23 protein-coding genes and 1 pseudogene are annotated in these 22676 nt (G+C 72.9%); 11 read left to right on the top strand and 13 right to left on the bottom strand.

The window, feature by feature from the left end; genetic code table 11:
- Window positions 1-530, top strand: a 530-nt coding sequence (locus Q5762_RS20975) for a transposase (RefSeq protein WP_315893712.1), incomplete at its 5' end; no start/stop codon positions are given.
- Window positions 531-549: 19 nt separating this feature from the next.
- On the opposite strand, the gene Q5762_RS20970 is transcribed toward Q5762_RS20975, so the two are convergent.
- From Q5762_RS20970 to Q5762_RS20960, 3 genes are all read right to left on the bottom strand, one after another.
- The gene (locus Q5762_RS20970; protein ID WP_315893711.1) at window positions 550-1863 is read right to left on the bottom strand and encodes a deoxyguanosinetriphosphate triphosphohydrolase; all 1314 of its coding nucleotides are present in this window, start codon (window positions 1861-1863) and stop codon (window positions 550-552) included.
- 227 nt (window positions 1864-2090) lie between these two features.
- Window positions 2091-2960 (bottom strand): sirohydrochlorin chelatase, encoded by an 870-nt coding sequence (locus Q5762_RS20965; RefSeq protein ID WP_315893710.1) that lies wholly within the window; start codon window positions 2958-2960, stop codon window positions 2091-2093.
- A gap of 89 nt (window positions 2961-3049) precedes the next feature.
- Window positions 3050-3754: a hypothetical protein gene (locus tag Q5762_RS20960; protein WP_315893709.1), complete on the bottom strand. Its 705-nt coding sequence runs from the start codon at window positions 3752-3754 to the stop codon at window positions 3050-3052.
- 84 nt (window positions 3755-3838) lie between these two features.
- On the opposite strand from Q5762_RS20960, the gene Q5762_RS20955 reads away from it, so the two are divergent.
- The 3 genes from Q5762_RS20955 to Q5762_RS20945 all read left to right on the top strand — a co-directional run bounded on the left by Q5762_RS20955 (window position 3839) and on the right by Q5762_RS20945 (window position 8011).
- Complete coding sequence (locus Q5762_RS20955; RefSeq protein WP_315893708.1) at window positions 3839-4591, top strand: aquaporin; 753 nt, start codon at window positions 3839-3841, stop codon at window positions 4589-4591.
- A 48-nt stretch (window positions 4592-4639) separates the two neighbouring features.
- Window positions 4640-5377: a vancomycin high temperature exclusion protein gene (locus Q5762_RS20950; RefSeq protein ID WP_399495213.1), complete on the top strand. Its 738-nt coding sequence runs from the start codon at window positions 4640-4642 to the stop codon at window positions 5375-5377.
- 201 nt (window positions 5378-5578) lie between these two features.
- A complete protein-coding gene (locus Q5762_RS20945) occupies window positions 5579-8011 on the top strand; it encodes a molybdopterin oxidoreductase family protein (RefSeq protein WP_315893707.1) in 2433 nt (810 codons plus the stop codon).
- Here the strand turns inward: Q5762_RS20945 and Q5762_RS20940 are convergent.
- From Q5762_RS20940 to Q5762_RS20925, 4 genes and pseudogenes are all read right to left on the bottom strand, one after another.
- Entirely contained in the window at window positions 7965-8360 is a 396-nt protein-coding gene (locus Q5762_RS20940; RefSeq protein WP_315893706.1) for a gamma-glutamylcyclotransferase family protein, read from the bottom strand. The genes Q5762_RS20945 and Q5762_RS20940 overlap by 47 nt on opposite strands.
- Window positions 8357-8692 carry a divalent-cation tolerance protein CutA gene (gene cutA, locus Q5762_RS20935; protein WP_315893705.1) on the bottom strand — a complete coding sequence of 112 codons (336 nt, stop codon included), beginning with the start codon at window positions 8690-8692 and terminating at the stop codon, window positions 8357-8359. The genes Q5762_RS20940 and cutA overlap by 4 nt, the downstream gene beginning before the upstream one ends.
- A gap of 36 nt (window positions 8693-8728) precedes the next feature.
- Window positions 8729-9859: pseudogene (locus Q5762_RS20930) on the bottom strand (ABC transporter ATP-binding protein); the annotation flags it as partial.
- A 13-nt stretch (window positions 9860-9872) separates the two neighbouring features.
- Window positions 9873-10472: an NAD(P)H-dependent oxidoreductase gene (locus tag Q5762_RS20925; RefSeq protein ID WP_315893704.1), complete on the bottom strand. Its 600-nt coding sequence runs from the start codon at window positions 10470-10472 to the stop codon at window positions 9873-9875.
- 78 nt (window positions 10473-10550) lie between these two features.
- Between Q5762_RS20925 and Q5762_RS20920 the strand changes: the two genes are divergently transcribed.
- From Q5762_RS20920 to Q5762_RS20900, 5 genes are all read left to right on the top strand, one after another.
- Window positions 10551-11321, top strand: coding sequence for an aminotransferase class IV (locus Q5762_RS20920; protein ID WP_315893703.1), 771 nt, complete (start codon window positions 10551-10553; stop codon window positions 11319-11321).
- 111 nt (window positions 11322-11432) lie between these two features.
- On the top strand, window positions 11433-13169 hold the full coding sequence (locus Q5762_RS20915; protein WP_315893702.1) for a right-handed parallel beta-helix repeat-containing protein: 1737 nt from the start codon (window positions 11433-11435) through the stop codon (window positions 13167-13169).
- Window positions 13166-13576, top strand: coding sequence for a hypothetical protein (locus Q5762_RS20910; RefSeq protein WP_315893701.1), 411 nt, complete (start codon window positions 13166-13168; stop codon window positions 13574-13576). Before Q5762_RS20915 ends, Q5762_RS20910 begins: the two co-directional genes overlap by 4 nt.
- A gap of 316 nt (window positions 13577-13892) precedes the next feature.
- The gene (locus Q5762_RS20905) at window positions 13893-14399 is read left to right on the top strand and encodes a hypothetical protein (protein WP_315893700.1); all 507 of its coding nucleotides are present in this window, start codon (window positions 13893-13895) and stop codon (window positions 14397-14399) included.
- 100 nt (window positions 14400-14499) lie between these two features.
- Window positions 14500-15120 carry a class F sortase gene (locus Q5762_RS20900; RefSeq protein ID WP_315893699.1) on the top strand — a complete coding sequence of 207 codons (621 nt, stop codon included), beginning with the start codon at window positions 14500-14502 and terminating at the stop codon, window positions 15118-15120.
- Between the two features lie 6 nt (window positions 15121-15126).
- Here the strand turns inward: Q5762_RS20900 and Q5762_RS20895 are convergent, their stop codons facing one another.
- From Q5762_RS20895 to Q5762_RS20870, 6 genes are all read right to left on the bottom strand, one after another.
- Entirely contained in the window at window positions 15127-15912 is a 786-nt protein-coding gene (locus tag Q5762_RS20895; RefSeq protein WP_315893698.1) for a TSUP family transporter, read from the bottom strand.
- Between the two features lie 36 nt (window positions 15913-15948).
- A complete protein-coding gene (locus Q5762_RS20890) occupies window positions 15949-16140 on the bottom strand; it encodes a hypothetical protein (protein WP_315893697.1) in 192 nt (63 codons plus the stop codon).
- 34 nt (window positions 16141-16174) lie between these two features.
- The gene (locus tag Q5762_RS20885; protein WP_315893696.1) at window positions 16175-17476 is read right to left on the bottom strand and encodes a ferric reductase-like transmembrane domain-containing protein; all 1302 of its coding nucleotides are present in this window, start codon (window positions 17474-17476) and stop codon (window positions 16175-16177) included.
- A gap of 211 nt (window positions 17477-17687) precedes the next feature.
- Entirely contained in the window at window positions 17688-18482 is a 795-nt protein-coding gene (locus Q5762_RS20880; protein WP_315893695.1) for an ABC transporter permease, read from the bottom strand.
- Entirely contained in the window at window positions 18479-19447 is a 969-nt protein-coding gene (locus Q5762_RS20875) for an ATP-binding cassette domain-containing protein (RefSeq protein WP_315893694.1), read from the bottom strand. The genes Q5762_RS20880 and Q5762_RS20875 overlap by 4 nt, the downstream gene beginning before the upstream one ends.
- Before the next feature lie 48 nt (window positions 19448-19495).
- A complete protein-coding gene (locus Q5762_RS20870) occupies window positions 19496-20170 on the bottom strand; it encodes a DUF4097 family beta strand repeat-containing protein (protein ID WP_315893693.1) in 675 nt (224 codons plus the stop codon).
- A 260-nt stretch (window positions 20171-20430) separates the two neighbouring features.
- Between Q5762_RS20870 and Q5762_RS40010 the strand changes: the two genes are divergently transcribed.
- On the top strand, window positions 20431-21192 hold the full coding sequence (locus Q5762_RS40010) for a MarR family transcriptional regulator (protein WP_399495212.1): 762 nt from the start codon (window positions 20431-20433) through the stop codon (window positions 21190-21192).
- Window positions 21193-21307: 115 nt separating this feature from the next.
- Window positions 21308-22675 (top strand): FAD-dependent oxidoreductase, encoded by a 1368-nt coding sequence (locus Q5762_RS20855; RefSeq protein WP_315893692.1) that lies wholly within the window; start codon window positions 21308-21310, stop codon window positions 22673-22675.
- Window position 22676 lies beyond the last annotated feature (1 nt).

Raw genomic sequence — 22676 nt, 5'->3', positions numbered from 1 at the left:
GCGAGACCGTCAAACGCTCGGACCTGGCCGGACACTGCGGCTACGGCTTCTGCCGCAGCCACTCCCGCTTCTTCTGGGGCTTCCGGCTCTACCTGGTCACCACCGCCGAAGGCATGCCCGTCACCTGGTGCCTGGCCAACCCGAAGATCGGCGAGCGGGAGGTGATGGCCGCGCTGCTGGAACGCGACCACCACCTCGTCCGTCAAGGCCAGGTGATCCTGGCCGACAAGGGCTTCGCCGGGAAGGAGTTCGAAGCGTTCTGCACCGAGCGTCTGGGTGTTCACCTGGTGCGGCCGGACCGCAAGGACGAGCCGGTCCGGCACGGCAAGATCGCCCGGGTCCGCCAGTGGATCGAGGCCGTCATCGACACCCTCAAGGGCCAGCTCAGCCTCGAACAGCACGGCGGCAGAACTCCGGCCGGCGTCTTCGCCCGCACCGGACAACGACTCCTCGCCCTCGCCGCCGGCATCTGGCACAACTGGACCACCGGCGCCACAGTCAAACGATCACTGATCGCCTACGACCACTGAAGACTTCGGACTCAATCATCTAGGCGGGGCGATGCCTGAGGCGGGCGTGCAGGGTGCGGGCGGAGGCGTCGGTGAGGGAGGCGATCTGGTCGATGATCACCCGCTTGCGTGACCTGTCGTCGTCCGCCGCGTCGAAGAGGGCGCGGAACTGGGGGTCGAGGCCCTCGGGGGCGCGGGCGGTGAGCGCCTCGGCGAGTTCGGCGAGGACGATGCGCTGGTCGGCGCGGAGGGCCTCCTGCTCGGCGCGCTGCATGACGTACCGGTCGGCGACGGCCTTGAGGACGGCGCATTCGTTGCGGGTCTCGCGGGGGACGACGAGCTCGGCGGCGTACCGGGTGAGGCGGCCGGTGCCGTACGCCTGGCGGGTGGCGCCTTCGGCGGCGAGGGCGAAACGGCCGATCAGCTCGCTGGTGGCGTCCTTGAGCCGGGCCTGGGCGACGGCCGATCCGTCGTAGCCGTGCGGCCACCAGTCCTGGTCGACGAGCCGGTCGAGGGCGTCGGCGAGTTCCTGCGGGTCGGTGTCGGCCGGGACGTACCGGCCGATGGCGACGGCCCAGATGTCGGCGCGCTCGGGCTCGGCGAAGAGCATGTTCGGGTCGATGTGGCCGGCGTGCAGGCCGTCCTCGAAGTCGTGGACGGAGTACGCGACGTCGTCGGACCAGTCCATGACCTGGGCCTCGAAGCACTTGCGGTGCGCGGGCGCGCCTTGGCGGGCCCACCGGAACACGGGCAGGTCGTCCTCGTACACCCCGAACTTGTTGGAGTCGGGGTCGTCGGGATGACCGCCGCGCGGCCAGGGGTACTTGGTGGCGGCGTCGAGGGCGGCGCGGGTGAGGTTGAGCCCGACGCTGACGGGGAGGCCGGTGTCGGGGTCGGCGATGAACCTCTTCGTCTCGATCCGGGTGAGCAGCCGGAGGGACTGGGCGTTGCCCTCGAAGCCGCCGCAGTCCTTGGCGAACTCGTTGAGAGCGACCTCGCCGTTGTGCCCGAAGGGCGGGTGGCCCATGTCGTGGGCGAGGCAGGCGGCCTCGACGAGATCGGGATCGCAGCCGAGCGCGGCGCCGAGCTCGCGCCCGACCTGGGCGCACTCGAGGGAGTGGGTGAGGCGGGTACGGGGGCTGGCGTCCCAGGCGTAACTCCGTGAGCCGGGGGTGACGACCTGGGTCTTGCCGGCGAGCCTGCGCAGGGCACTGGAGTGCAACACGCGCGCCCGATCCCGCTGAAACGCGGTCCGCCCGGGCCGCTTGTCGGGCTCGGCGGCCCAGCGGTCGGTGGCGGCGCCGTCGTATCCGGGGGTGTCCGTGATGCCTGGGGTGTCCGCGAAGCCTTCCATGCGTCGACGGTAACGGTAGGGAGGTGCGTGCGGGGCCGGCCACCCCGCCGGGGCGGCGCCCGCCCGTACCCGCACGCGGGTTGTGGGCAATCGTTCCGCTGGGGCGATGGGGGTCCCCCCTGCTCGAGCGAAGCCGAGAGCTTGGGGGAGGGTGGGCACAACGGGACGGCGCCTTTGCCGGGCCCAGGCCCCCGTGCTGTGCGGTGCCTACGGGTGCGGCGCCGTCGTCAGGTTGTGCCCACCCGTTCCGCCCTGCGGAACGATTGCCCACAACCCCCGCGTACGGCGGTCGTGAGGGCGTGGTCGTAGCGGTGGAGGAGCAGGCGGGCCAGGGCCGGGTGCGCGCCGAGCGGGGGCGCGGCGATCCCGGGGGCGGCAGCCGCGGCGCGGGCGGCGAAGAGGCCGGGGGCCGTGAAGCAGGAGGCGACGGCGACCCGGTGGCGGCCCCGCGCGGCGAGCACGCGCACCGCCTCGGAGACCGTGGGCGTCGCGGCGGAGGCGTACGCGGGGACGACCGGCACACCGCCCAGCCGTTCCGAGAGCGCGGCGGCGATCCGGCGGACGGCTGCCAGCCCCTCGGGGTCCCGGGAGCCCGCCGCCGCGAGGACGACGCCGGTGCCGCGCGAGGCGCTGTCGGCCGAGGTCCAGCCCGCCTCCGCGAGACGGTCGGCGAGAGCCTCGACGAGCAGCGGGTGCGCCCCGAGCGGCGCGGCGATCCGGACCTTGCCGCCGGCCGCCGCGGCGGGCAGGTCGTGCTTGACGTGGTGCCCCGGCCCGAAGAGCAGGGGCACGAGGACGGCGCTGCCGGCCGTCCCGAGGCCCGCCAGTACGTCCGGCAGCAGCGGCGCGTTCAGTTCGATGTGGGCGAGGCGGACGTCCAGGCCCGGGCGGAGTTCGCGGACGCGTTCGACCAGCTCGGAGAGGGCGGCGGCGGCGCGCGGGTCGCGGCTGCCGTGGCCCACGGCGACGAGGGTGGGGCGGTCGCGCCGGGCACCGTTCAGCTGGACGTGGCTCAACTGCGCGCCGAGCCGTGTCGAGATCATGCCGAGCAGCTCCGCCGCGCTGTCGAACGTGCTGTCCCGCTCCGTCATGCCCATGGCCCGATCCTGACCGCCCCGCGTTGCCTCCCCGTTGCGTGGGCGTCACGAGTGTTTTCCGCGGGCTCACCGGAACCCGCGTGGCGCTGTCAGGCCGCGGCCAGCCAGACCCGCAGCGCGCCGAGCTCCTCGAAGCCGGCCGCCCGGGCGGGCGGGAGGTCGTCGCCCGACTCGTAACCGACGACCGCGCGGCCGTCCCGTACGAGGCCCAGGCAGCCCGCCCAGGTCGTGGCAGGGTCGGAGCCGTCGGCCGTGAAGACGTTCGAGACGCCCGTCACCCGGCCGCTCTCGCTGAGCACCGCTCCCCCGACGATCCGGCCGTCCGTCCCGTACCCCGCGACGACCGTCGTCGCCGGGTCGGCCAGCAACTCGGTACGGAAGAGCGCCGCCTCGTCCGGGTCCCCGCCGCTCCACGCCCGCGCCCAGTCGCCGAGTTCCGCCGGGGTGTCGATCACCCGCCAGCGCTCCCCGTCAGGCGTCGCCGGTGCCGGGAGGCCTGCCGGGCGGTGGATCCAGCGCGCCTCGAAGAGTGGCTGGAAGCCCTCCGCCGACAGGTCGAGGCGGGCGAAGGAGTCCTTGACCGAGGCGCCTGGGCTGCTGCGGTCGATGCCGTCGACGCCTTCGAGGACGTCCCGTACCGACGCGTCCGCCGTCAGCGTCACCGCGTCCGGGTAGTACAGCGGCGTACGGCGCGCGTTCGTCCAGGCGCGTGGGCCGAAGGCCCCGGGGCTGCCGTGCGCCCGGCACATCGCCTCGCACCACACCGCGTTGTTGAGGACAGCCTCGGTGATCATCCGCGAATCGTACGGCCTTCCTCTCCCCCTCTCATCCCTTCATCCAGCCCTCATTCTTCTACCTGGCGGAATATCTTTTCCGTCATGCGAATGACTCCGACCGCTCCGCCCGGGCTCGCCCGGCGTGTCGCCGCCGAACTCGTGGGCACCGCGGCTCTCGTCACCGTCATCGTCGGCTCCGGCATCCAGGCCGAGCGGCTCAGCGAGGACGTGGGGGTGGCGCTGCTCGCCAACTCCCTCGCCTCCGCGCTCGGACTCGGCGTCCTCATCGTGCTCCTCGGCCCCCTGTCCGGCGGCCACCTCAACCCGGCCGTCACCCTCTCCGAGTGGTGGGCGCGGCGGGGCGACGCCGACGCCCCGGCCGGCCGCGAGGTCGTCGCGTACTGCGCCGGCCAGCTCCTCGGCGCCGTCCTCGGGGCGCTGCTCGCGGAGGCGATGTTCGGGCGGACGCCGGGCACCTGGTCGCCGGCCACCCAGGTCCGTTCCGACCCCCACCTCCTCCTCGGCGAGACCGTCGCCACCGCCGGACTCGTCCTGCTCGTCGTCGGCCTGCGCCGCATCGACCGCCTCGCGCTCGCGCCGGTCGCGGTAGCCGGCTACATCGCGGCGGCGATCTGGTTCACCTCGTCGGGCTCCTTCGCCAACCCGGCGGCGAGCGCCGGCCGCGCGCTCTCCGACTCCTTCACCGGCATAGCCCCGCGTTCGCTCCCGGGCTTCGTCGGGGCGCAGCTCCTCGGCACGGTGCTCGGCGTCGCCCTCGCGACCGTTCTGTACGGCCGGAGCGACCGGAGCGACCGGAGCGAACCGAACGGCCCGCGGACGCGTCGAACAGGGTGACGGGGCAGACAAGGATTCACGGATTCACGGTTCCACGGAGGTTCATCCATGCGCGGCCTGCGACGCGTACGCGTACCCGCCCGGCTGAAGCGGGTCACTCTGGGGCTGACCCGGGTCACGGCGCTCCCGCGCACCCCGCGGGCCCGCCGGCGTACCGTCCAGGCCGTCATGCTGGGCGCCGTCCTCGCCCTCGCGCCGGCCACCTGGACGCACGCCGTCGCCGACAGCCGGCTGCGCACCACCGCCGACGTTCCGGCGCAGGACGTCGCCGTCGTCTTCGGCGCCGGTCTCTGGAAGGGGCGGCCGACGCCGTACCTCGCGCACCGGCTCGACACGGCCGCCGATCTTTACCGCGCGGGCAAGGTCAAGGTCGTCCTCGTGACCGGCGACAACAGCCGCGTCGAGTACGACGAGCCCGACGCGATGCGGACGTACCTCACGGAGCACGGGGTGCCGGACGACCGGATCGTCAGCGACTACGCGGGCTTCGACACCTGGGACTCCTGCGTCCGCGCGAAGCAGGTCTTCGGGGTCCACCGGGCCGTCCTCGTCACCCAGGACTTCCACATCAAACGGGCCGTCGCGCTGTGCCGCGCGGCCGGGATCGAGTCGTACGGGGTGAAGGTCGTCGAACCCCACGACTCCGTCTTCTACTACGGCGGTGTCCGGGAGCTCGTCGCGGCGGGCAAGGCGGCCCTGGACGCGACGCTCCGGCCCGAGCCGCGCTTCCTGGGCGAGCGGGAGAAGGGCGTGACGGAGGCGCTCGCGTCGGCGGGGGCACGGTAGTCGAGGCGCGGTGGCCGAGGCCCGGTTGCCGCCGGTAGTCGGCGGAAAGCCCCCGGCGCCCTCCGCCGGCACCGCCCGCCGACGCCGCCCGCCGGCACCGCCCGCTCCTCACCTCGCCCGCACCGCCCCTCGGAGCAGTACGCCCGGGGGCCGTAATCCGGCGCATCCCGTCCCGTAACACGCCCGTCGTAGGCTCTACGCATGTCAGAGGCTGTCAGCACCCCCACCCACTGCCCCTACTGCGCCCTCCAGTGCGGCATGTCGCTGCGCCCGGTGGACGGCACCGTGGAGGTGGTCAAGCGCCCCGACTTCCCCGTCAACCGGGGCGCGCTGTGCGGCAAGGGCAGCCTCGCCCCGGCCGTGCTCTCCTCCCGGGTCAGGCTGACCGGGCCCCTGGTCCGCTGCCCTGACACAGGCGCTCTGAAGTCCGCCTCCTGGGAGGAGGCACTCGCCGCCGTCGCCGACGGACTGCGCCGGACCCGCGCCGGCCACGGACCCGATGCCGTGGGGGTCTTCGGCGGCGGCGGCCTCACCAACGAGAAGGCGTACACGCTGGGCAAGTTCGCCCGGGTCGTGCTCTCCACCTCGCAGATCGACTACAACGGGCGCTTCTGCATGTCGTCGGCGGCGGCCGCGCACCAGCGGGCGTTCGGGCTCGACCGGGGGCTCCCGTTCCCGCTTGAGGACATCCCGCGCACCGGCTGTGTGATCCTCGTCGGCTCCAACCTGGCCGAGACGATGCCGCCCGCCCTGCGCTTCTTCACCGAACTGCGGGAGAACGGCGGGAAGTTGATCGTCGTCGACCCGCGCCGCACGCGTACCGCCGAGCAGGCCGACCTCCATCTCGCGCCGCGCCCCGGCACCGACCTCGCGCTCGCGCTCGGACTGCTGCACCTCGTGGTGGCGGAGGGGCGGGTGGACGAGGAGTTCGTCCGGGAGCGTACGGAGGGGTGGGAGGCGGCCAGGGCCGGGGCGATGGCGCACTGGCCCGAGCTGGTCGAGCGGATATCGGGCGTGCCGGTACCGCAACTCCGTGACGCCATGAGGATGTTCTGCGACGCGGAGAGCGGGATGGTGCTGACGGCGCGCGGCCCGGAGCAGCAGTCGAAGGGCACGGACACCGTGGGCGCGTGGATCAACCTGTGCCTCGCGACGGGGCGGGCCGGGCGCCCGATGAGCGGGTACGGCTGTCTGACGGGCCAGGGCAACGGGCAGGGCGGCCGCGAGCACGGCCAGAAGGCGGACCAGCTGCCCGGCTACCGGAAGCTGGACGACCCGGCGGCGCGTGAGCATGTGGCGCGGGTGTGGGGGGTGGAGCCGGACTCGCTGCCGGGGCCGGGCCGGAGCGCGTACGAACTCCTGGACGCGCTGGGCGGTGACGTGAAGGCGCTGCTGCTGATGGGCTCCAACCCGGTCGTCTCGGCGCCGCGGGCGGCGCACATCGAGGGGCGGCTGCGCTCGCTGGACTTCCTGGCCGTCGCGGACGTGGTCCTGTCGGAGACGGCGGAGCTGGCGGACGTGGTGCTTCCGGTCACCCAGTGGGCGGAGGAGACGGGGACCACGACGAACCTGGAGGGCCGGGTGCTGCTCCGGGAGCGCGCGATCACGCCACCGGCCGGGGTCCGCACCGACCTGGAGGTGCTGCACGCGCTGGCGGGCCTCCTCGGCTGGGAGAAGGGCTTCCCGACGGACCCGGAGGAGGTCTTCGACGAACTACGCCGCGCGTCGGCGGGCGGCCCGGCGGACTACTCGGGCATCAGCTACCGCCGAATCCGCGAGGAGAAGGGCGTCTTCTGGCCCTGCCCGGAAGACCCGGCGGACGCACCGACGTCCGGGGCGGCCGAGGCGGGACCGGACCGGCAGGCCGGGGGGATCCTGGCCGGACCGGTCGAGGCGGGACCGGACCGGCAGGCCGGGGGGATCCTGGCCGGACCGGTCGAGGCGGGACCGGACCGGCAGGCGGGGGGGATCCTGGCCGGACCGGTCGAGGCGGGACCGGACCGGCAGGCGGGGGGGATCCTGGCCGGACCGGCCGGGGCCGGGCAGGAACCCACGGCGGAAGCCTGGGTGAAGCCCCGTGACCCCGCGCGGGACGCCGCCGCGCAGGGCGCCGTCGCGGCAGGCCGCGCGGCTGAGGCCGCCGCCTCGCACGACGCTCGGCCCCATCCCGGGACCCCTCGGCTGTTCCTCGAGCGGTTCGCCACGCCCAGTGGGCGGGCGCGGTTCGTTGCCGTCGCGCATCGGCCGGCGGCGGAGGAGACCGATGACGAGTACCCGGTCGTGTTGACGACCGGGCGGGTCGTCGCGCAGTACCAGTCCGGGGCGCAGACGCGGCGGGTCGAGAAGTTGAACGCCGCCGCGCCCGGGCCGTTCGTGGAGCTGCATCCGCGGCTCGCCGAGCGGATCGGGGTGGCCGAGGGTGAGCGCGTCGCCGTCGTGTCGCGGCGCGGGCGGGCCGTCGCGCCCGCGCGGATCACCACATCCATCCGCCCGGACACCGTCTTCATGCCGTTCCACTGGCCCGGCGAGGGCCGGGCCAACACCCTCACCAACCCGGCGCTCGACCCCGTCTCCCGGATGCCCGAGTTCAAGACGTGCGCGGTCCGGGTCGAGCCCGCCAGTCCCCGCCCCTGATGAGCGGGCCGTGCCGGGTGCCGGGCGCCGCGAACCAGACCCAGGCCCCGACGGTCGCCCCGTCCCGTACCCGTACCACCTCGCGATCCGCCCGCTCGTACCCGGCCGGGAGCTCCACCCGGTCCAGTACGCCGAGGAGTTCGGCGTACGCGCCCGGCGCCGCCGTCACCAGGTCGCCCGCGACGACGCCCTCGCCCGGCACGGCGTACGGATAGCCGGGGCCGTCGTACAGCAGCGCGCCCGCCAGACGTGCCGGTTCCTCCCGTGCCGTGCGGCCCAGGAGGAAGCGGTCGTGGTTGTACTCGCCCGGCCGCAGCGTGCCGTAGACGAAGAACGGCAGTTCCGTCATTCGGCGGCCGGGGGCTCAGCCGTTTCGGCCTCCAGCCACTCCAGGTACGCCGCCGACGCCCGGACCACCTGCGTCGCGACGACCTCCGGCGTGTCGTAGTCGTGCGCGGCCAGGAGGTGGGCCTCCAACTGCTCGTAGCGCGCCTCCGTCGTCTTGAAGAGCACCTGCCACTCCTCCTCGGTCTCGATCGCCTTCCGCCAGTGGTACACGGAGGTGACCGGTCCGGAGACCTGCGCACAGGCGGCGAGGCGGGCCTCGACCGCCCCCCGTGCGAGCTCCTGGGCCTTGGCCGGGCTGTCGGTCGTGGTGAGTACGGTGAGGGCGAGAGTCACCCGACCCACCGTACTCACCCGCCCCCTCCCCCGCCCTCACGCCGCCGCCGCCGCGAACTGCGCCGCGTGCAGCCGGGCGTACGCGCCGCCCGCCACCAACAGCTCCTCGTGCGTGCCCTGTTCGGTGATCGAGCCGTTCTCCATCACCAGGATCACGTCCGCGTCCCGGATCGTGGAGAGCCGGTGGGCGATCACGAACGACGTACGGCCCTTCCGGAGCGAGGACATGGCCCGCTGGATGAGGACCTCGGTACGGGTGTCCACGGAGCTGGTCGCCTCGTCCAGGACCAGGATCACCGGCTCGGACAGGAACGCCCGGGCGATCGTGATCAGCTGCTTCTCGCCCGCGCTGAGCCCGGCGCCGTCCTCGTCCAGGACGGTGTCGTAGCCGTCGGGCAGCGTACGGACGAACCGGTCCGCGTGCGCCGCCGTCGCGACCTCGACGATCCGCTCGCGCGGGACCTCCCCCGGGAGGCCGTACGCGATGTTCTCCGCGATCGTCCCGCCGAACAGCCAGGTGTCCTGGAGGACCATGCCGATCCCGGAGCGCAACTCCTCCCGCGACAGGCCGGCCACGTCCACCCCGTCCAGTGTGATCCGGCCGCCCGTCAGCTCGTAGAAGCGCATCAGCAGGTTCACCAGCGTCGTCTTGCCCGCGCCCGTCGGGCCCACGATCGCCACCGTCCGGCCCGGTTCCACCGTCAGCGTCAGGTCCTCCACGAGCGGCTTCCCCGGCTCGTAGCGGAACGCCACCTTCTCGAACGAGACCCGGCCCTCGACCCGCCCGCGCGGACCGGACGACCCGACCGGCGCCGGGGACTCCTCCTCCGCGTCCAGGAGGTCGAAGACCCGCTCGGCCGAGGCGACCCCGGACTGCAGCAGATTGGCCATCGCCGCGATCTGGTTGATCGGGCCGTTGAACTCGTACGAGTACTGGATGAAGGCCTGCACGTCGCCGACGCTCAGCGTGCCGCTCGCCACTCGCAGCCCGCCGACGACCGCGATCAGGACGTAGTTGAGGTTCCCGACGAAGGTCAGCGCCGGCTGGATGAAGCCGGAGATGAACTGGGCCCGGAAGCTCGCCCCGTACAACTCCTCGCCGAGCTCGTCGAAGCGCGCCACCGCCGCGTCCCGCCGTCCGAAGACGACGACCTCCGCGTGACCGGTGCGGTCTCCCCGGTCAGGCGCCGTAGGGGCGGACGGCCTTGGCGTCCCGGAGGGAGTGCGCCCACCAGGCGAGCTGATCGAGCATCGCCTTGGCGGCGGCGTCGGGGCCGGCGGGGTCCTGGTGGACGCCGTCGTCGTCGAAGTGACCGTGCGCGTTGTGGAAGGAGACCGTGTCGCGGACGGTCACGGCGTGCATCTCGGCGAAGACCTGGCGCAGTTGCTCCACCGCGCGCAGGCCGCCGGACATCCCGCCGTACGAGACGAAGCCGACGGGCTTGGCCTGCCACTCGCCGAAGTGCCAGTCGATGAGGGACTTGAGGGAGGCGGGGAAGGAGTGGTTGTACTCGGGGGTGAGGACGACGAAGGCGTCGGCGGCGGCGAGGACCGGGGAGACCTTGGCCAGTTCGGCGCGGACGGCCGCGCCCGGGTTGTGGGAGAGGGCGGTGGGCAGGTCGACCTCGGCGAGGTCGACGAGGTCGACGGAGAAGTCGGTGCGTTCGGCGAGCCGGCCGCGGAACCAGTCGGCGATGACGGGACCGAACCGGCCTTCGCGGTTGCTGGCGATGACGACGGCGAGCTTGAGCGGCGTGGAATTCGTGTATGCGGTGTCCATGCCGAGGATCCTGTTACCTCAACTTTGGTTGAGGTCAAGCGATGATTCTTTCGACGTGCCCCGGCTTACGGTGAGGGCATGACGACTCCTCCCCCGCACATCGAGATCGACGGCGTCCCGGCGGCCGACCCCGCCCTCCTCGCCACCCTCCTGAGCGGCTTCGGCCACTTCACCGCGATGCAGGTACGGGACGGACGGGTGCGCGGCTACGGTCTGCACGTCGACCGCCTGGACCGTTCCACGCGCGAGCTGTTCGGGCCGGGCATCGACGGCGAGCACGTCCGCGGTCTGCTGGCAGGCGCCCTGCGGACGGCGGGCCTGCGGGACGCGACGGCGCGGGTGTACGTCTTCGGTGGAGACCGAGGGGGTGTCCGTCTCGTGGTCACCGTCCGCGCCCCGGCCACCGCGCCCGCGACGGCGCAGCGCCTGAGATCCGTCGAGTACTGGCGCCCCGCGCCGCACATCAAGCACCTGGGCGGCTTCGGGCAGGCGTACCACGCCGAGGCGGCCCAGCGGGACGGCTACGACGAGGCCCTGCTGACGTCCCGGGACGGCGAGATCGCGGAGGGCGCGGTCACCAACATCGCCTTCTGGGACGGCACTTCGGTGATCTGGCCGTCCGCGCCGTGCCTCACCGGCATCACCATGGCGCTCCTTGAACCGCGCCTGGAGTCGGTACGGCGCCGGGTCACGCTGGCGGACCTGCCCCGGATGCGGGCGGCGTTCGTGACGAACTCCCGGGGGATCTCGCCGGTGGGCGGGATCGACGCGGTGGAGTTCGCGGTGGACGAGGAGCTGATGGGTCGGGTGTACGCGGCGTACGAGTCGGTGCCCTGGGAGAGCCTGTAGAGGCATCCGCGACAGGGGCGCGCGCCGCGCAACACGCGGGGCACCAGCGGGCGTTCGGCTCCCTCCGGTAACATCGACGGTCCAGGTGGGGCCCGGCACGGGGGTGCGGACATGGTCGTGAAGTACGTCGTCTCGCCGCACGGCCGTCGTGGCACCTACCCGAACATCACGTCCGCCGTGCGCGCCTGGTCCACTCTGCACGCCGCGTCCAGACGGCCGCGTGCAGCGCTCATCGAGATCGTCACCGGGCACTACGAGGAGATCCAGACCCTCACCGTCCGGGGCGAGGTCCGGCTGGTCGCCGTCGACGGCCCGGGCTCCGTCGTGGTGAACCGGCTGCGCGGGACGGTCCTGGAGACGTACGGCTCGGTCGCGGTCGAAGGCCTCGTGCTGACCAGCCGGGACGCCGACCACGACGTCCTAGCCTGCGCCCAGGGCACGCTCACGCTCGACCGCGTCGAGGTCCGCACGCCGGGCGGCGTCGGCACGCACGCGCGGCCGAACACCCAGGTCACCCTGCGGGACAGCGTCTTCCTGCACGGCCGCACCCTCTTCACGGCGTCGGGAGGCACGATCGAGCGGTGCCGGTTCACCGACGCCGCCGACAACGCAATCGCCGCCATCGAGGGGGCCCGGCTCTCCGTCCGGGGCTGCCGGATCGAGGGCAGCCGGATCCATGGCGTACGGGCCAGCGACGCGCACGTCCAGGTCGCCGACTGCGAGCTGACCGGCACCGGGAACGCGGCGCTCGCGGCCGACACCCGCGCGGAGCTCGCCGTGACGGACTGCGTGATCACCGCCGTGCACGCGGAGGGGGTCATGTTCATCGAGCAGTCCCGGGGCTCCGTGGACCGTACGCGCGTCACCGACGCGCGGCACGGGGTGGGGGTGGCGTCCGGCGCCGATCCGGTGGTGCGCGACTGCGTCTTCACCGCGTGCCGGGACACCGGCATCACCGTCCGGGCATCGGCCCGGGGCAGGTTCGAGGGCTGCCGGATCGTCGACGCGCGCAACATCGCGGTGTTCTCGACCGAGGGCGGCGCGCCGGAGGTCATTGACTGCCGCGTCTCGGGAGGCAATGTCGGCATCGCCGTGACCGAGGGCGGGCGAGGCCGCTTCACCCGGGTCGGGATCGAGGATCTGCCGAGCTCCGCGCTCCGGGTCTGGAACGGGGGCGGGGGCGTGTTCGAACACGTCCGGGTGGACCGCTGCACGCTCGGCCTGGACACCACGGGAGACGGCGGCACCACGGCCGACCTCACCGACGTGGTGTTCCACGACGTCGAGACGGCGGTGACCGCACTCGGCCAGTCCAGGGTCAAGCTCAAGGACGTGTCACTGGAGCGCGGCGCGGTCGGCTTCTTCGCCGGCGAGGACGCGCACGTGCTCGCGCACGACTGTGCCGTCACGACGGTGAGCATCGGTGGGGCCATCGCCTCCGGCAAGGGGAAGCTCTTCGCGCGGAACCTCACCGTGACCGGGTCCGAGGGAAGCGGACTGGGCGCGAACGAGTCCGGCTACCTGGACGTCGCGAACAGCGAGTTCACCGACTGCGCGATGGGAGGCGCGCTCTTCGCCGACGAAGCCGGCGGCCGGCTCGTGCACTGCACCGTGAACGGGACTCAGGGGCCCGCCGTCCGGCACGACGGCCGCGTCGACATCGTCGGCCTGCGCTCCTCGCTTCCGGTCGTCCGCGAGACCGTTCGCACGGTCGACCAGCCGCAGCAGACGATCATCAACCACTACGACGGCACGGTCTTCATCGGCCCGGTCAACAACAGCCAGATCGCGTGGGACAACCAGCAGGTCATCCAACGGCAGACGAACGAGGACGGGGCGGACACATGAGCGAGCCGCGGAACGAACACCGCAGCGGGGGGCCCGTCTTCAACGGCCCCTCCTCGAACAACCAGATCGCCTGGAACAACGAGACGGTCACCCAGAACCAGCAGAACAACGGCACCGGCACGGGTGCCGCCCCGGGCTTCGAGGCGCTCGCCGAGCGGGTCGCCGAGCTGCTCCGCCAGCTGCCCCAGGCAGGCCTCCCCGACGAGAACCGCGAGGACGCGGAGGTGGCGGCCGGCGAGGTCCTCGCGACGATCGCCGGGCCCGAGCAGCCGGAGGCGGGCCGCCTGCGCCGCGCGCTCACCATGCTCAGGGGAGCCCTGGACCCCGTCGCGACGGGGATCGCGGCGGGAGCGACGCTGGGGGCGCAGGAGTGGGCCGTGACGGCGATCGAGGGACTGGTCGCCTGAGGGGCTCGTCGGCAGGGGCGGGGGTCGAGCGAACGGCCCCACCCGGTGGCCCCCAGGCTCCCCCCAAGCCGCCCCCAACCCCGTCACCCGTTCGACACGGACCGTCAGCTGACTCTCCGTAACCCGTCCTGACCTGCGTAAACGCCACTCACGCAAGGCGACACACCGCACCGGACGGCGTAATTCTGACCCTCCATCAGCAGGCGCGCGGCGCGCGCGGGGCCTTATCTCGGTCCTAGGAGGCAGGTCCCGGGAAGTCCCTCCCGGCAGGGCCGGACCTCCCCGGCATGACCGCTCGCGCGCCCCGGAGGACCCCATGCGCACCACTGCCCGCCTGCTCACCGGTACCGCGCTGACGGTCGCCGCGATCGGCGCCCTCGGCGCCCCCGCCGCGTACGCCGGGGACTCGGAGGCCCTTGAGGTCTATCCGTCCTCCGCGACCCCCGGCACCACCGTCACCGTCAACACCCTCGCCTGCGGCAAGAAGGGCCGTGGCGTCGGCGACGCGCAGTCCCTCGGCGCGGGTGACTTCCAGCTGAACCCGAGCACGCACAAGGAGGTCGTGGTCGGCCAGTTCACGGTCCCGGAGCACGCCAAGCCCGGTACGTACTGGATCAGCGTCGCCTGCGACAACGGCAAGACCGCGCGCGGCGAGCTGGTCGTCAAGCAGAAGGGCCCGAGCGGCCATGTGCGTACCGGTGTCGGGGGCAGCGTCGGCCCCGACACCACCCAGATCGCGGCGGGCGCGGCGGTGCTGGCCGCGGCTGCCGTCGGCGGTACGTGGCTCCTGCGCCGCCGGGCGAGCGGCGCGCAGGACGGCTGAGTCGTACCGCACGTCCTGCCCCCGCCGCGCGCCCGCATACGGCCCGGCGGGGGCAGGACCACACCCTCAGGGCCCTATCTCACCCCCGGAGGAACGCACCGTGAGCAGCAGTCGCAAGGGGTGGGGCATAGCCGTCGCCGCGTGCGTCGGGATCTGGCTCGTCCAGAACGGCTCGGAGCAGGTCACCCCGCCGGTCCCGACCGCGGCCCAGGCGTTCGCGGCGGGCCCGAACGAGCACACGACCGCCGCCGCCGACCCGCTGCCGGCGTCCGCGCCCGTCCGGCTCCGCATCCCCGAGGTCGACGTCGACACGCCCATGACGGGGCTCGGCCTCGGCGCGGACGGCACCCTCGACGTACCGCCCGCGGACGACCCCAACCTGGCCGGCTGGTACGCGGACGGCACCCCGCCCGGCGCGGAGGGCACCGCGATCGTCGCCGGCCATGTCGACAACGCACGGGGTCCGGCCGTCTTCTACGCGCTCGGCGCGCTCAAGAAGGGCAACCGGATCGAGGTGGACCGGCAGGACGGCCGGACCGCCGTCTTCACGATCGACGCGGTCGAGGTGTACGAGAACAAGGCCTTCCCCGACGAGAAGGTCTACGGGGAGACGGACGGCCGGGCCGAGATCCGGGTCATCACCTGCGGCGGGGGCTTCTCGAAGAAGTCCGGCTACCAGGGGAACGTGGTCGCGTTCGGACACCTCATCGGGGTGCGCTGAACACCGTCACGCCCACTGGTCGAAGGCCAGCTTCGCGACCAGCGAGAAGACGACGAAGAGCAGTACGCCACGGACGAACTCGGCGCCCTTGCTGAGCGCCATCCGCGCCCCGACCATCGCGCCGGCCAGGTTGAAGACCGCCATGACCGCCGCCAGCTGCCACAGCACGCTGCCCTGATAGGCGAACATCGCGAGCGCGCCCGCGTTGGTGCAGACGTTGACGATCTTGGCGGTGGCGGAGGCGGTCACCAGGTCCAGATGGAGTACGGCGGTGAGCGCGAGGACCAGGAAGGTACCGGTCCCGGGCCCGAACAGGCCGTCGTAGAAGCCGATCCCGCCGCCGACGAGCACGATCGCGGTGACGATCCGGGCCCGCCCGACGGGCGCCTTCGTCCCCTCCCCCTGGGTCCCGAACGACGGCCGCAGCATGACGAACGCGGCGACGCCCAGCAGCACCACCATGATCACCGGGCGGAGCAGCTCGCTGCTGATCCCGGCGGCGAAGAACGCGCCGCCCATGGATCCGGCGAGGGCCGCCAGCCCGATCCGTACCGCCGTCTTCACCTGCACGGGCGCCTTGCGTACGTACGTGACGGCGGCGCCGGACGTGCCGACGATCGCGACGGCCTTGTTGGTGCCGAGGATCTGCGCGGCCGGGACCTGCGGGAGCCCGAGCAGCAGCGCGGGCAGCAGAAGCAGCCCTCCTCCACCGACCACGGCGTCGATCCAGCCCGCCACGAGAGCGGCGGCGCAGAGCAGGACCAGAGTGGTCAGGGATATGTCAGGCGGCATGCCGCGAGCCTAGGGAGGAGATGGGTGTGCCGTCCATCAATCTCGGGAGTCTTGAGCTACGTCAGAGGTTGTGCCGACCGGCGCCCGGTCGGGCGCGGGCGGCGCGGCCGGGTCGACGGCGACGGTGAGGAAGGTCGCGGCGAGAGCGCCGACGCCGAGCAGCCCGACGGCGAGCTGTCTGCGGGCGCGGTCGACGGGGGTGATGCGGCGGGCGCGGTGCCTACTCATCTCCGCTTACTCACTTTCGCTTACTCACTTTCGCTTACTCATTTCCGAAGTCCTCGGTGTGGATGCGACGGGCCGGCACCCCGGCCCGGACGAGCGAGGCGGTGGCGGCGCGGGCCATGGCGGGCGGCCCGCAGAGGTAGACGTCGTGGGCGGCGAGGTCGGGGACCAGATGGCGCAGGGCCTGCGGGGCGAGGGGGTCGAAGGAGGCGTCGGACGGGCCGAGGAGGTAGTGGAGCGCGGCCCGCCGCACGTAGGCGATCCGCTCCAGTTCGGCCCGCAGAACAAGCCCGTCGGCATCGGAGGCCCGATAGAGCAGCGTCACGTCGCCGGGCCCGCCGGGCAGCGTCTCGAAGAGCGCCCGCAGCGGGGTGATGCCCACGCCTCCCGCGAGCAGCAGGACCTTGCGGCGGGTGCGGCGGTGGGCGGTGAGCGCGCCGAACGGGCCGGTGGCGAGGACGCGCGTGCCGGGGCGGAGCCGCCGGATCCGGCGGGTGTGGTCGCCGAGGGCCTTGACGGTGATGCGCAGGGTGTCGTCGCGGACGGGCGCGGAGAGCGAGAACGGCAGCGCGGTGCGCCAGAGCCGCCGGGAGAGGAACCGCCACCGGAAGAACTGCCCGGGTTCGGCACACAGCACATCGAGCCCGCTTCCCTTGACGATCACGGAGACGACGCCGGGCCCCTCGTCGCGTATTTCGGCGACTCGGAGGGTGTGGCGGAGGGCCGACCGGACGGGGACGACGATCCGGTACCAGACGAGGAGGACGGCGACGGTCGCGTGCGCCATCGACCAGGCCCAGAGCGCGAGCACGCTCCCGGTGAGGTCGGGCCCGGCGAGCTGGTGCACGAACCCGAGGGCGGCGGCGAGGTGGCTGAGCAGATGGACCGCCCGCCAGGTCTCGTGCCGCAGCCGCCGCCGGGCGGCCCGGGCGGAGGTCACCCCGACGGCGACGAGGAGCGCGGTCCCGGCGGTGGCGGCGGCGAGCGCGGGGTAGGAGAGCAGGCCACCGGCGGCGGTGACCAGGTCGGTACGGGTGTGCACGGCGTACCCGCAGAGCGCGAGGACCGCGTGCGCCCCGACGAGCCCGAGGACGTACCGCCCGCCGAGCGCGTGCCACCGCGCGAGCCGATCGGCCCCGACCCCGTGCTCGACGGCGGGCACGCGGGCCATCAGCACCAGCATGACGAGCACCCCGTACCCGGCGAGCAGCCCACTGAGATGGGCGCCGGCAGCGAAGAAGGCATCGAGCCGAGCGGAGGGCCGAACCTGCACCCCCCAGAGCAGGGCGACGCTCCCGGCTCCGCCGAGGATGGAGCGCCGCAAGAGGTCGGGGTGCACGCGAGGGTTGTGCCCACCAGCGGGCTGCGCCCGCTCTCGCTCCCGCACCGCCCGCCGAGCCTGATGGCTGGATTCCTGAACCTCGGTCGTCACGGAAAACGACACTAGGGTCCTCCGTGACCGGAGAACCCCAGCTCAGCCGTACCCCCACCATCCTTAAGGCCCCCTTGAGCCCGCACTCACCACCGGTTAAGCGGAAGGGCCGCGCGGGTCACCTCGGGTCGTCGTCGAACTTCGAGGTCGCCCAGAAGTAACCGAGCACCGCGAGCCCCACGCACCAGCCCACGGCCAGCCACCCGTTGTGCCCGATCTCGGTGCCGAGCAGCAGCCCGCGCAGGGTCTCGATGGCCGGCGTGAAGGGCTGGTACCCGGCGATCGGCTGGAACCAGCCCGGCATCGCGTCGACAGGGACGAAGGCGCTGGAGATGAGCGGCAGGAAGATCAGGGGCATCGCGTTGTTGCTGGCGGCCTCGGCGTTCGGGCTGATGAGGCCCATGCCGACGGCGATCCAGGTGAGCGCCAGGGCGAACAGCGCGAGCAGTCCGAAGGCCGCGATCCACTCCAGGGCCGTGGCGTCGGTGGAGCGGAAGCCGATGGCCACACCGACGGCACCGACGAGCACCACGCTGATGATCGACTGGAGCACGCTGCCGATGACGTGTCCGATGAGCACCGAACCGCGGTGGATCGCCATCGTGCGGAAGCGGGCGATGATGCCCTCGGACATGTCGGTGGAGACGGAGACGGCGGTGCCGATCGTGGTGCTGCCGATGGTCATCAGCAGCAGGCCAGGCACGAGGTAGGCGATGTACGCGGAGCGGTCGGCGACGCCACCGCCTCCGATGCCCGCGCTCATCGTGCCGCCGAAGAGGTAGACGAACAGCAGGAGCAGCATGATCGGCGTGAGCAGCAGGTTCAGCGTCATCGACGGGTAGCGCCGGGCGTGCAGGAGGTTGCGGCGCAGCATCGTGGACGAGTCGCGCAGGGCGAGGGAGAGGGAGCTCATCTGACGGCCTCCTTGGGCTGGTTGGGCTGGCTCGGCACGGAGCCGCCGGTCAGGGCGAAGAACACGTCGTCGAGGTCGGGGGTGTGCACGGTCAGTTCGTCGGCCTCGATGCCGGCCGAGTCCAACAGGTCGAGTACGGCGCGCAGTTCGCGCTGACTGCCGTCACTGGCGATCTGCAGCGCGAGCGCCTCGTCGTCGCGGGTCGCCTCGCGCACGGCGGAGGCGGCCGAGCGGTACGCCGCCGGATCCGCGAACCGGAGCCGGACGTGCCCGCCGGGGACCATCCGCTTCAGCTCGTCGGCGGTGCCCTCGGCGGCGATCTTGCCGTCGTTCAGCACCGCGATCCGGTCGGCGAGTTCATCGGCCTCCTCCAGGTACTGGGTGGTGAGGAAGACGGTCACGCCGTCGGCGACCAGCTCGCGGATGATCCGCCACATGTTGTGCCGCGAGCGCGGGTCGAGGCCGGTGGTCGGCTCGTCGAGGAAGATGATCCGCGGGTTCCCGACCAGGGTCATCGCGATGTCGAGGCGGCGCTTCATACCGCCGGAGTAGGTCGACGCGGGCTTCTTCGCGGCCTCGACCAGGTCGAATCGCTCAAGGAGTTCGGCGGCGACCCGCCTCCCCTCCCGCTTGGACAGGTGGTGCAGATCCGCCATCAGGAGCATGTTCTCCTCACCCGTGATCAGCCCGTCCACGGCGGAGAACTGACCGGTGACACCGATCGCGGCCCGCACCGCCTGCGCATCGGCACCGAGGTCATGACCGCCGACGCGGATCTGGCCACTGGCGGGATCGGCGGAGATGAGGGTGGAGAGGATCTTCACCGCGGTGGTCTTGCCGGCGCCGTTCGGGCCGAGCAGCGCGAAGACCGTTCCTTCCGGGACGGCCAGGTCGATGCCGTCCAGGACGGTCTTCTCGCCGTAGGACTTCCGCAGCCCGTTCGCCGCGATGGCCAGGTCGGTCATGAGGGTGCTCCTCTTTTGATGGCAGTACGGGCGGTACAGGCTGCGGGCCTACAGGCTGCGGGCGGTGATGTTGCCGTAGGCGGTGGTCGCCTTGATGTTCAGGCCGGCGGCGGCGCCGTCGGAGTTCTGGAGCGTGTTGTGGATCCGGCCGTACTCGGTGCCGGCGTCCAGGGCGGCGGAGACGCCGCGGGCGGCGCCGACCGAGATCTGGCCGTGCTCGGTGCGGAGCGTGACCGCGCCGTGCAGGGCCTCGGTGATCTGGATGTCGCCCTTCTGGGTGCTGATCTCCGCGGGGCCGCCCAGGCGGCCGACCGTGATGTCGCCGGAGGCGAGGGTGAGGCGGGCGCTCGCGGCCTCGTCGAGCTTGACCGTGGCCAGCTGGCCCTCGAAGGCGACGTCGCCGAGCCGTCCCACGCCCCGGAGTTCGGCGCTGGCCGCCTTCGCCTCGACGCGAGAGCCGGCCGGCAGCTGGATGGTCACCTCGACCGATCCGGAGTTGTTGCCGAGGATCCGGTTCGTCGGCTCCGGGACCTCGACCCGCAGGACACCGTCGGCGTAGCCGACCTCGACCCGCTCCGCCGCCTTCACGTCGCGGCTCTTGGAGGCGTCGGCGGGGCGGACCTCGACCGTGGTGTCGGCCCGGTCGGCGGCGATGAACTGGATGCGTCCGGCAGGAATGTCGAGGACGGCCGAGACCTGGGCGGGGGTGTCGAACTTCTGCATGGCGCTCTCCTTGGTTTCGTGTCGGGTTCCGTGTCCTGCGCTCCGGGCGGTGCGCCGTTTCCGACATTGGAAAAGCTACGTTGCATTCCAAGGTCTGACAACAGTCTTGTTGCGCCAAATCCCCATCAACACTGGTCAGTACAGCGAAATCGTTGCAACGGTCTTGCGGGTAATCGCAACACCACCGATGCCGCGCATTGCAATGGACTGACGGTGAACGCTATGCTTGGACACCCCAAGGACCACGAAGGAGATCACCGATGCCGGGAGGCAGGCTCACCCAGCAGGAACGCCGGCAGATCGCGCTGGGACTGGCCGACGGCCTCGCCTACGCGGAGATCGCCCGACGCCTCGAACGCCCGACCTCGACCGTCACCCGCGAGGTCATGCGCAACGGCGGCCCCACCACCTACCGCGCCGACACCGCCCACCGCGCCACCGAACGCCGCGCCCACCGCCGCAGTCAGGCCGCACCGAGGGAGGCGACGGCGCGCCCGCAGCCATACGGACGCGACGCCGAGGCGGTGCGCGAGTACGAGGACATGTTCGCCACCGTCTTCTCGCAGTCGGGTCTGCCCAGGATGATGTCCCGGGTCCTGGCCTGCCTCTACACCACCGACGCGGGCAGCCTCACCGCGTCCGAGCTCGTCCAGCGCCTCCAGGTCAGCCCGGCGTCCGTCTCCAAGGCGATCGCGGTCCTGGAGAGCCAGGACCTGGTCCGCCGGGAACGCGACGAACGCCGCCGCGAGCGCTACGTCGTCGACAACGAGCTCTGGTACCAGTCGACCGTCGCGAGCGCCCGCGCCAGTGCCCAGCTCGCCGAGACCGCCCGGCAGGGCGTCGGCGTCCTCGTCCCCGACACCCCGGCCGCCATCCGCCTCGAAGGCATCGCCCGCTACATGGACTTCGTCTCCGAGAGCATCGCCCGCGCGGCGGAGCAGGCCCGCGAGATCCTGCACGCGGGCCCCGAAACGCCCCCGGGCCCGGCGGCGAACACACCGGACGCACGTCCGGACAGCTGACGGAGACCTCGCCCCCGCGCCTCACACCGCGATCCCCCCGACGCGGAGATCAGCGTTCCGTGCGGGAAACAGTCGGGATGCCGCCGGGTAACACCCGCCACGCACGCTTCGACGTATGAGTACACGGATCGTGGTGGTCGGCGGCGGAACGGCGGGCGTCCGGCTCGCCCAGCGCCTGCCCGTCACCCTCCTCGGCGAGGAGCCGCACGCCCCGTACAACAGGGTGCTGCTCGCGGACGTCCTCGCCGGGCGGTACGAGCCCGAGGTGATCGCGCTGCCCGCACCCCAGGAGCCGGTACGGCGCGGGGTGCGGGCGGTGCGGATCGACCGGGCCGCCCGGGTCGTGGAGTGCGAGGACGGGACCGCCGTCGGCTACGACCGCCTGGTCCTGGCGACCGGCTCGAACCCGGTACTCCCACCCCTGCGCGGCCTCCGCGGCACGCGACTGCCCGTCGGCGTCCACCCGTTCCGTACGCTCGACGACTGCCTGGAACTGCGGGCAGCCGTACGCCCGGGCGTGCGCGCCGTCGTGATCGGCGGCGGCCTGCTCGGCGTCTCCGCGGCCCGCGCGCTGGCCGCGCTCGGCGCGGAGGTGGTGCTGACGCAGCAGGGCGAGCGCCTGATGGAACGCCAACTCGACGCCCAGTCGTCCGCGTTGCTCCGCGAGCACGTGGAGTCCCTCGGCGTCGAGGTGCACACCGAGTGCCGGGTCAGCGGCCTGCGCCAGACCGACGGCGCGGTGACGGCCGTCGAGCTGGCCGACGGCTTCGTGCTCGACGCGCAGGTCGTGGTCCTCGCGTGCGGGGTCAGGCCGCGGGTCGGCCTCGCCCGGGACGCCGGCCTGGAGGTCCGTACGGGCATCGTCGTCGACGACGAGCTGCGGACCTCCGACCCGTACATCCACGCGATCGGCGACTGCGCGGAGCACGCGGGTCGCGTGTACGGCCTGGCGGGCCCGGCCCTGGAGCAGGCGGACGCGCTGGCGGACCTGCTGCTCGCAGAGGCCACCGCGCCCCCCGTTGTGGGCATTCGTTCCGCTGGGGCGGAACGGGTGGGCACAACGGACGGCGCCCTTGCGGGCGCGTCCGCCCCTTGCGCCTCGGTGCCCACGACGGCGGGCCCCCCTGCGGGCCCGTCCGCCCCCCGCACCTCCGTGCCCACGACTGCGGAGCCCGAAGCCCCCCGCCCCACCTACACCGGCACCCGCGCCCTCACCCGGCTCACGCTCAGCGGGCCCGTCGCGCTCGATCTCGCCGCGTTCGGCGACGCCACGCCGCTCCCCGGGGACGACGTCGTCCAGCTGACCGACGCCACCCGGCGGGCGTACCGGAAGGTCGTCGTCCGAGGCGACCGGCTCGTCGGCGGCGTGCTGCTCGGCGATCTCGCCGCCGTCGGCACGCTCGCCCGGGCGTGGGAGGGCGACGAAGCCCTGCCCGACGACGCCCCGCTGCTTCACCTGCTCACCCATGACGGAGGCTCCTGAC

The sequence above is a fragment of the Streptomyces sp. P9(2023) genome, assembly GCF_032436795.1.
In the GTDB taxonomy this organism is placed as follows: Bacteria; Actinomycetota; Actinomycetes; order Streptomycetales; family Streptomycetaceae; genus Streptomyces.
This window is presented reverse-complemented; position numbering and strand designations above follow the sequence as displayed.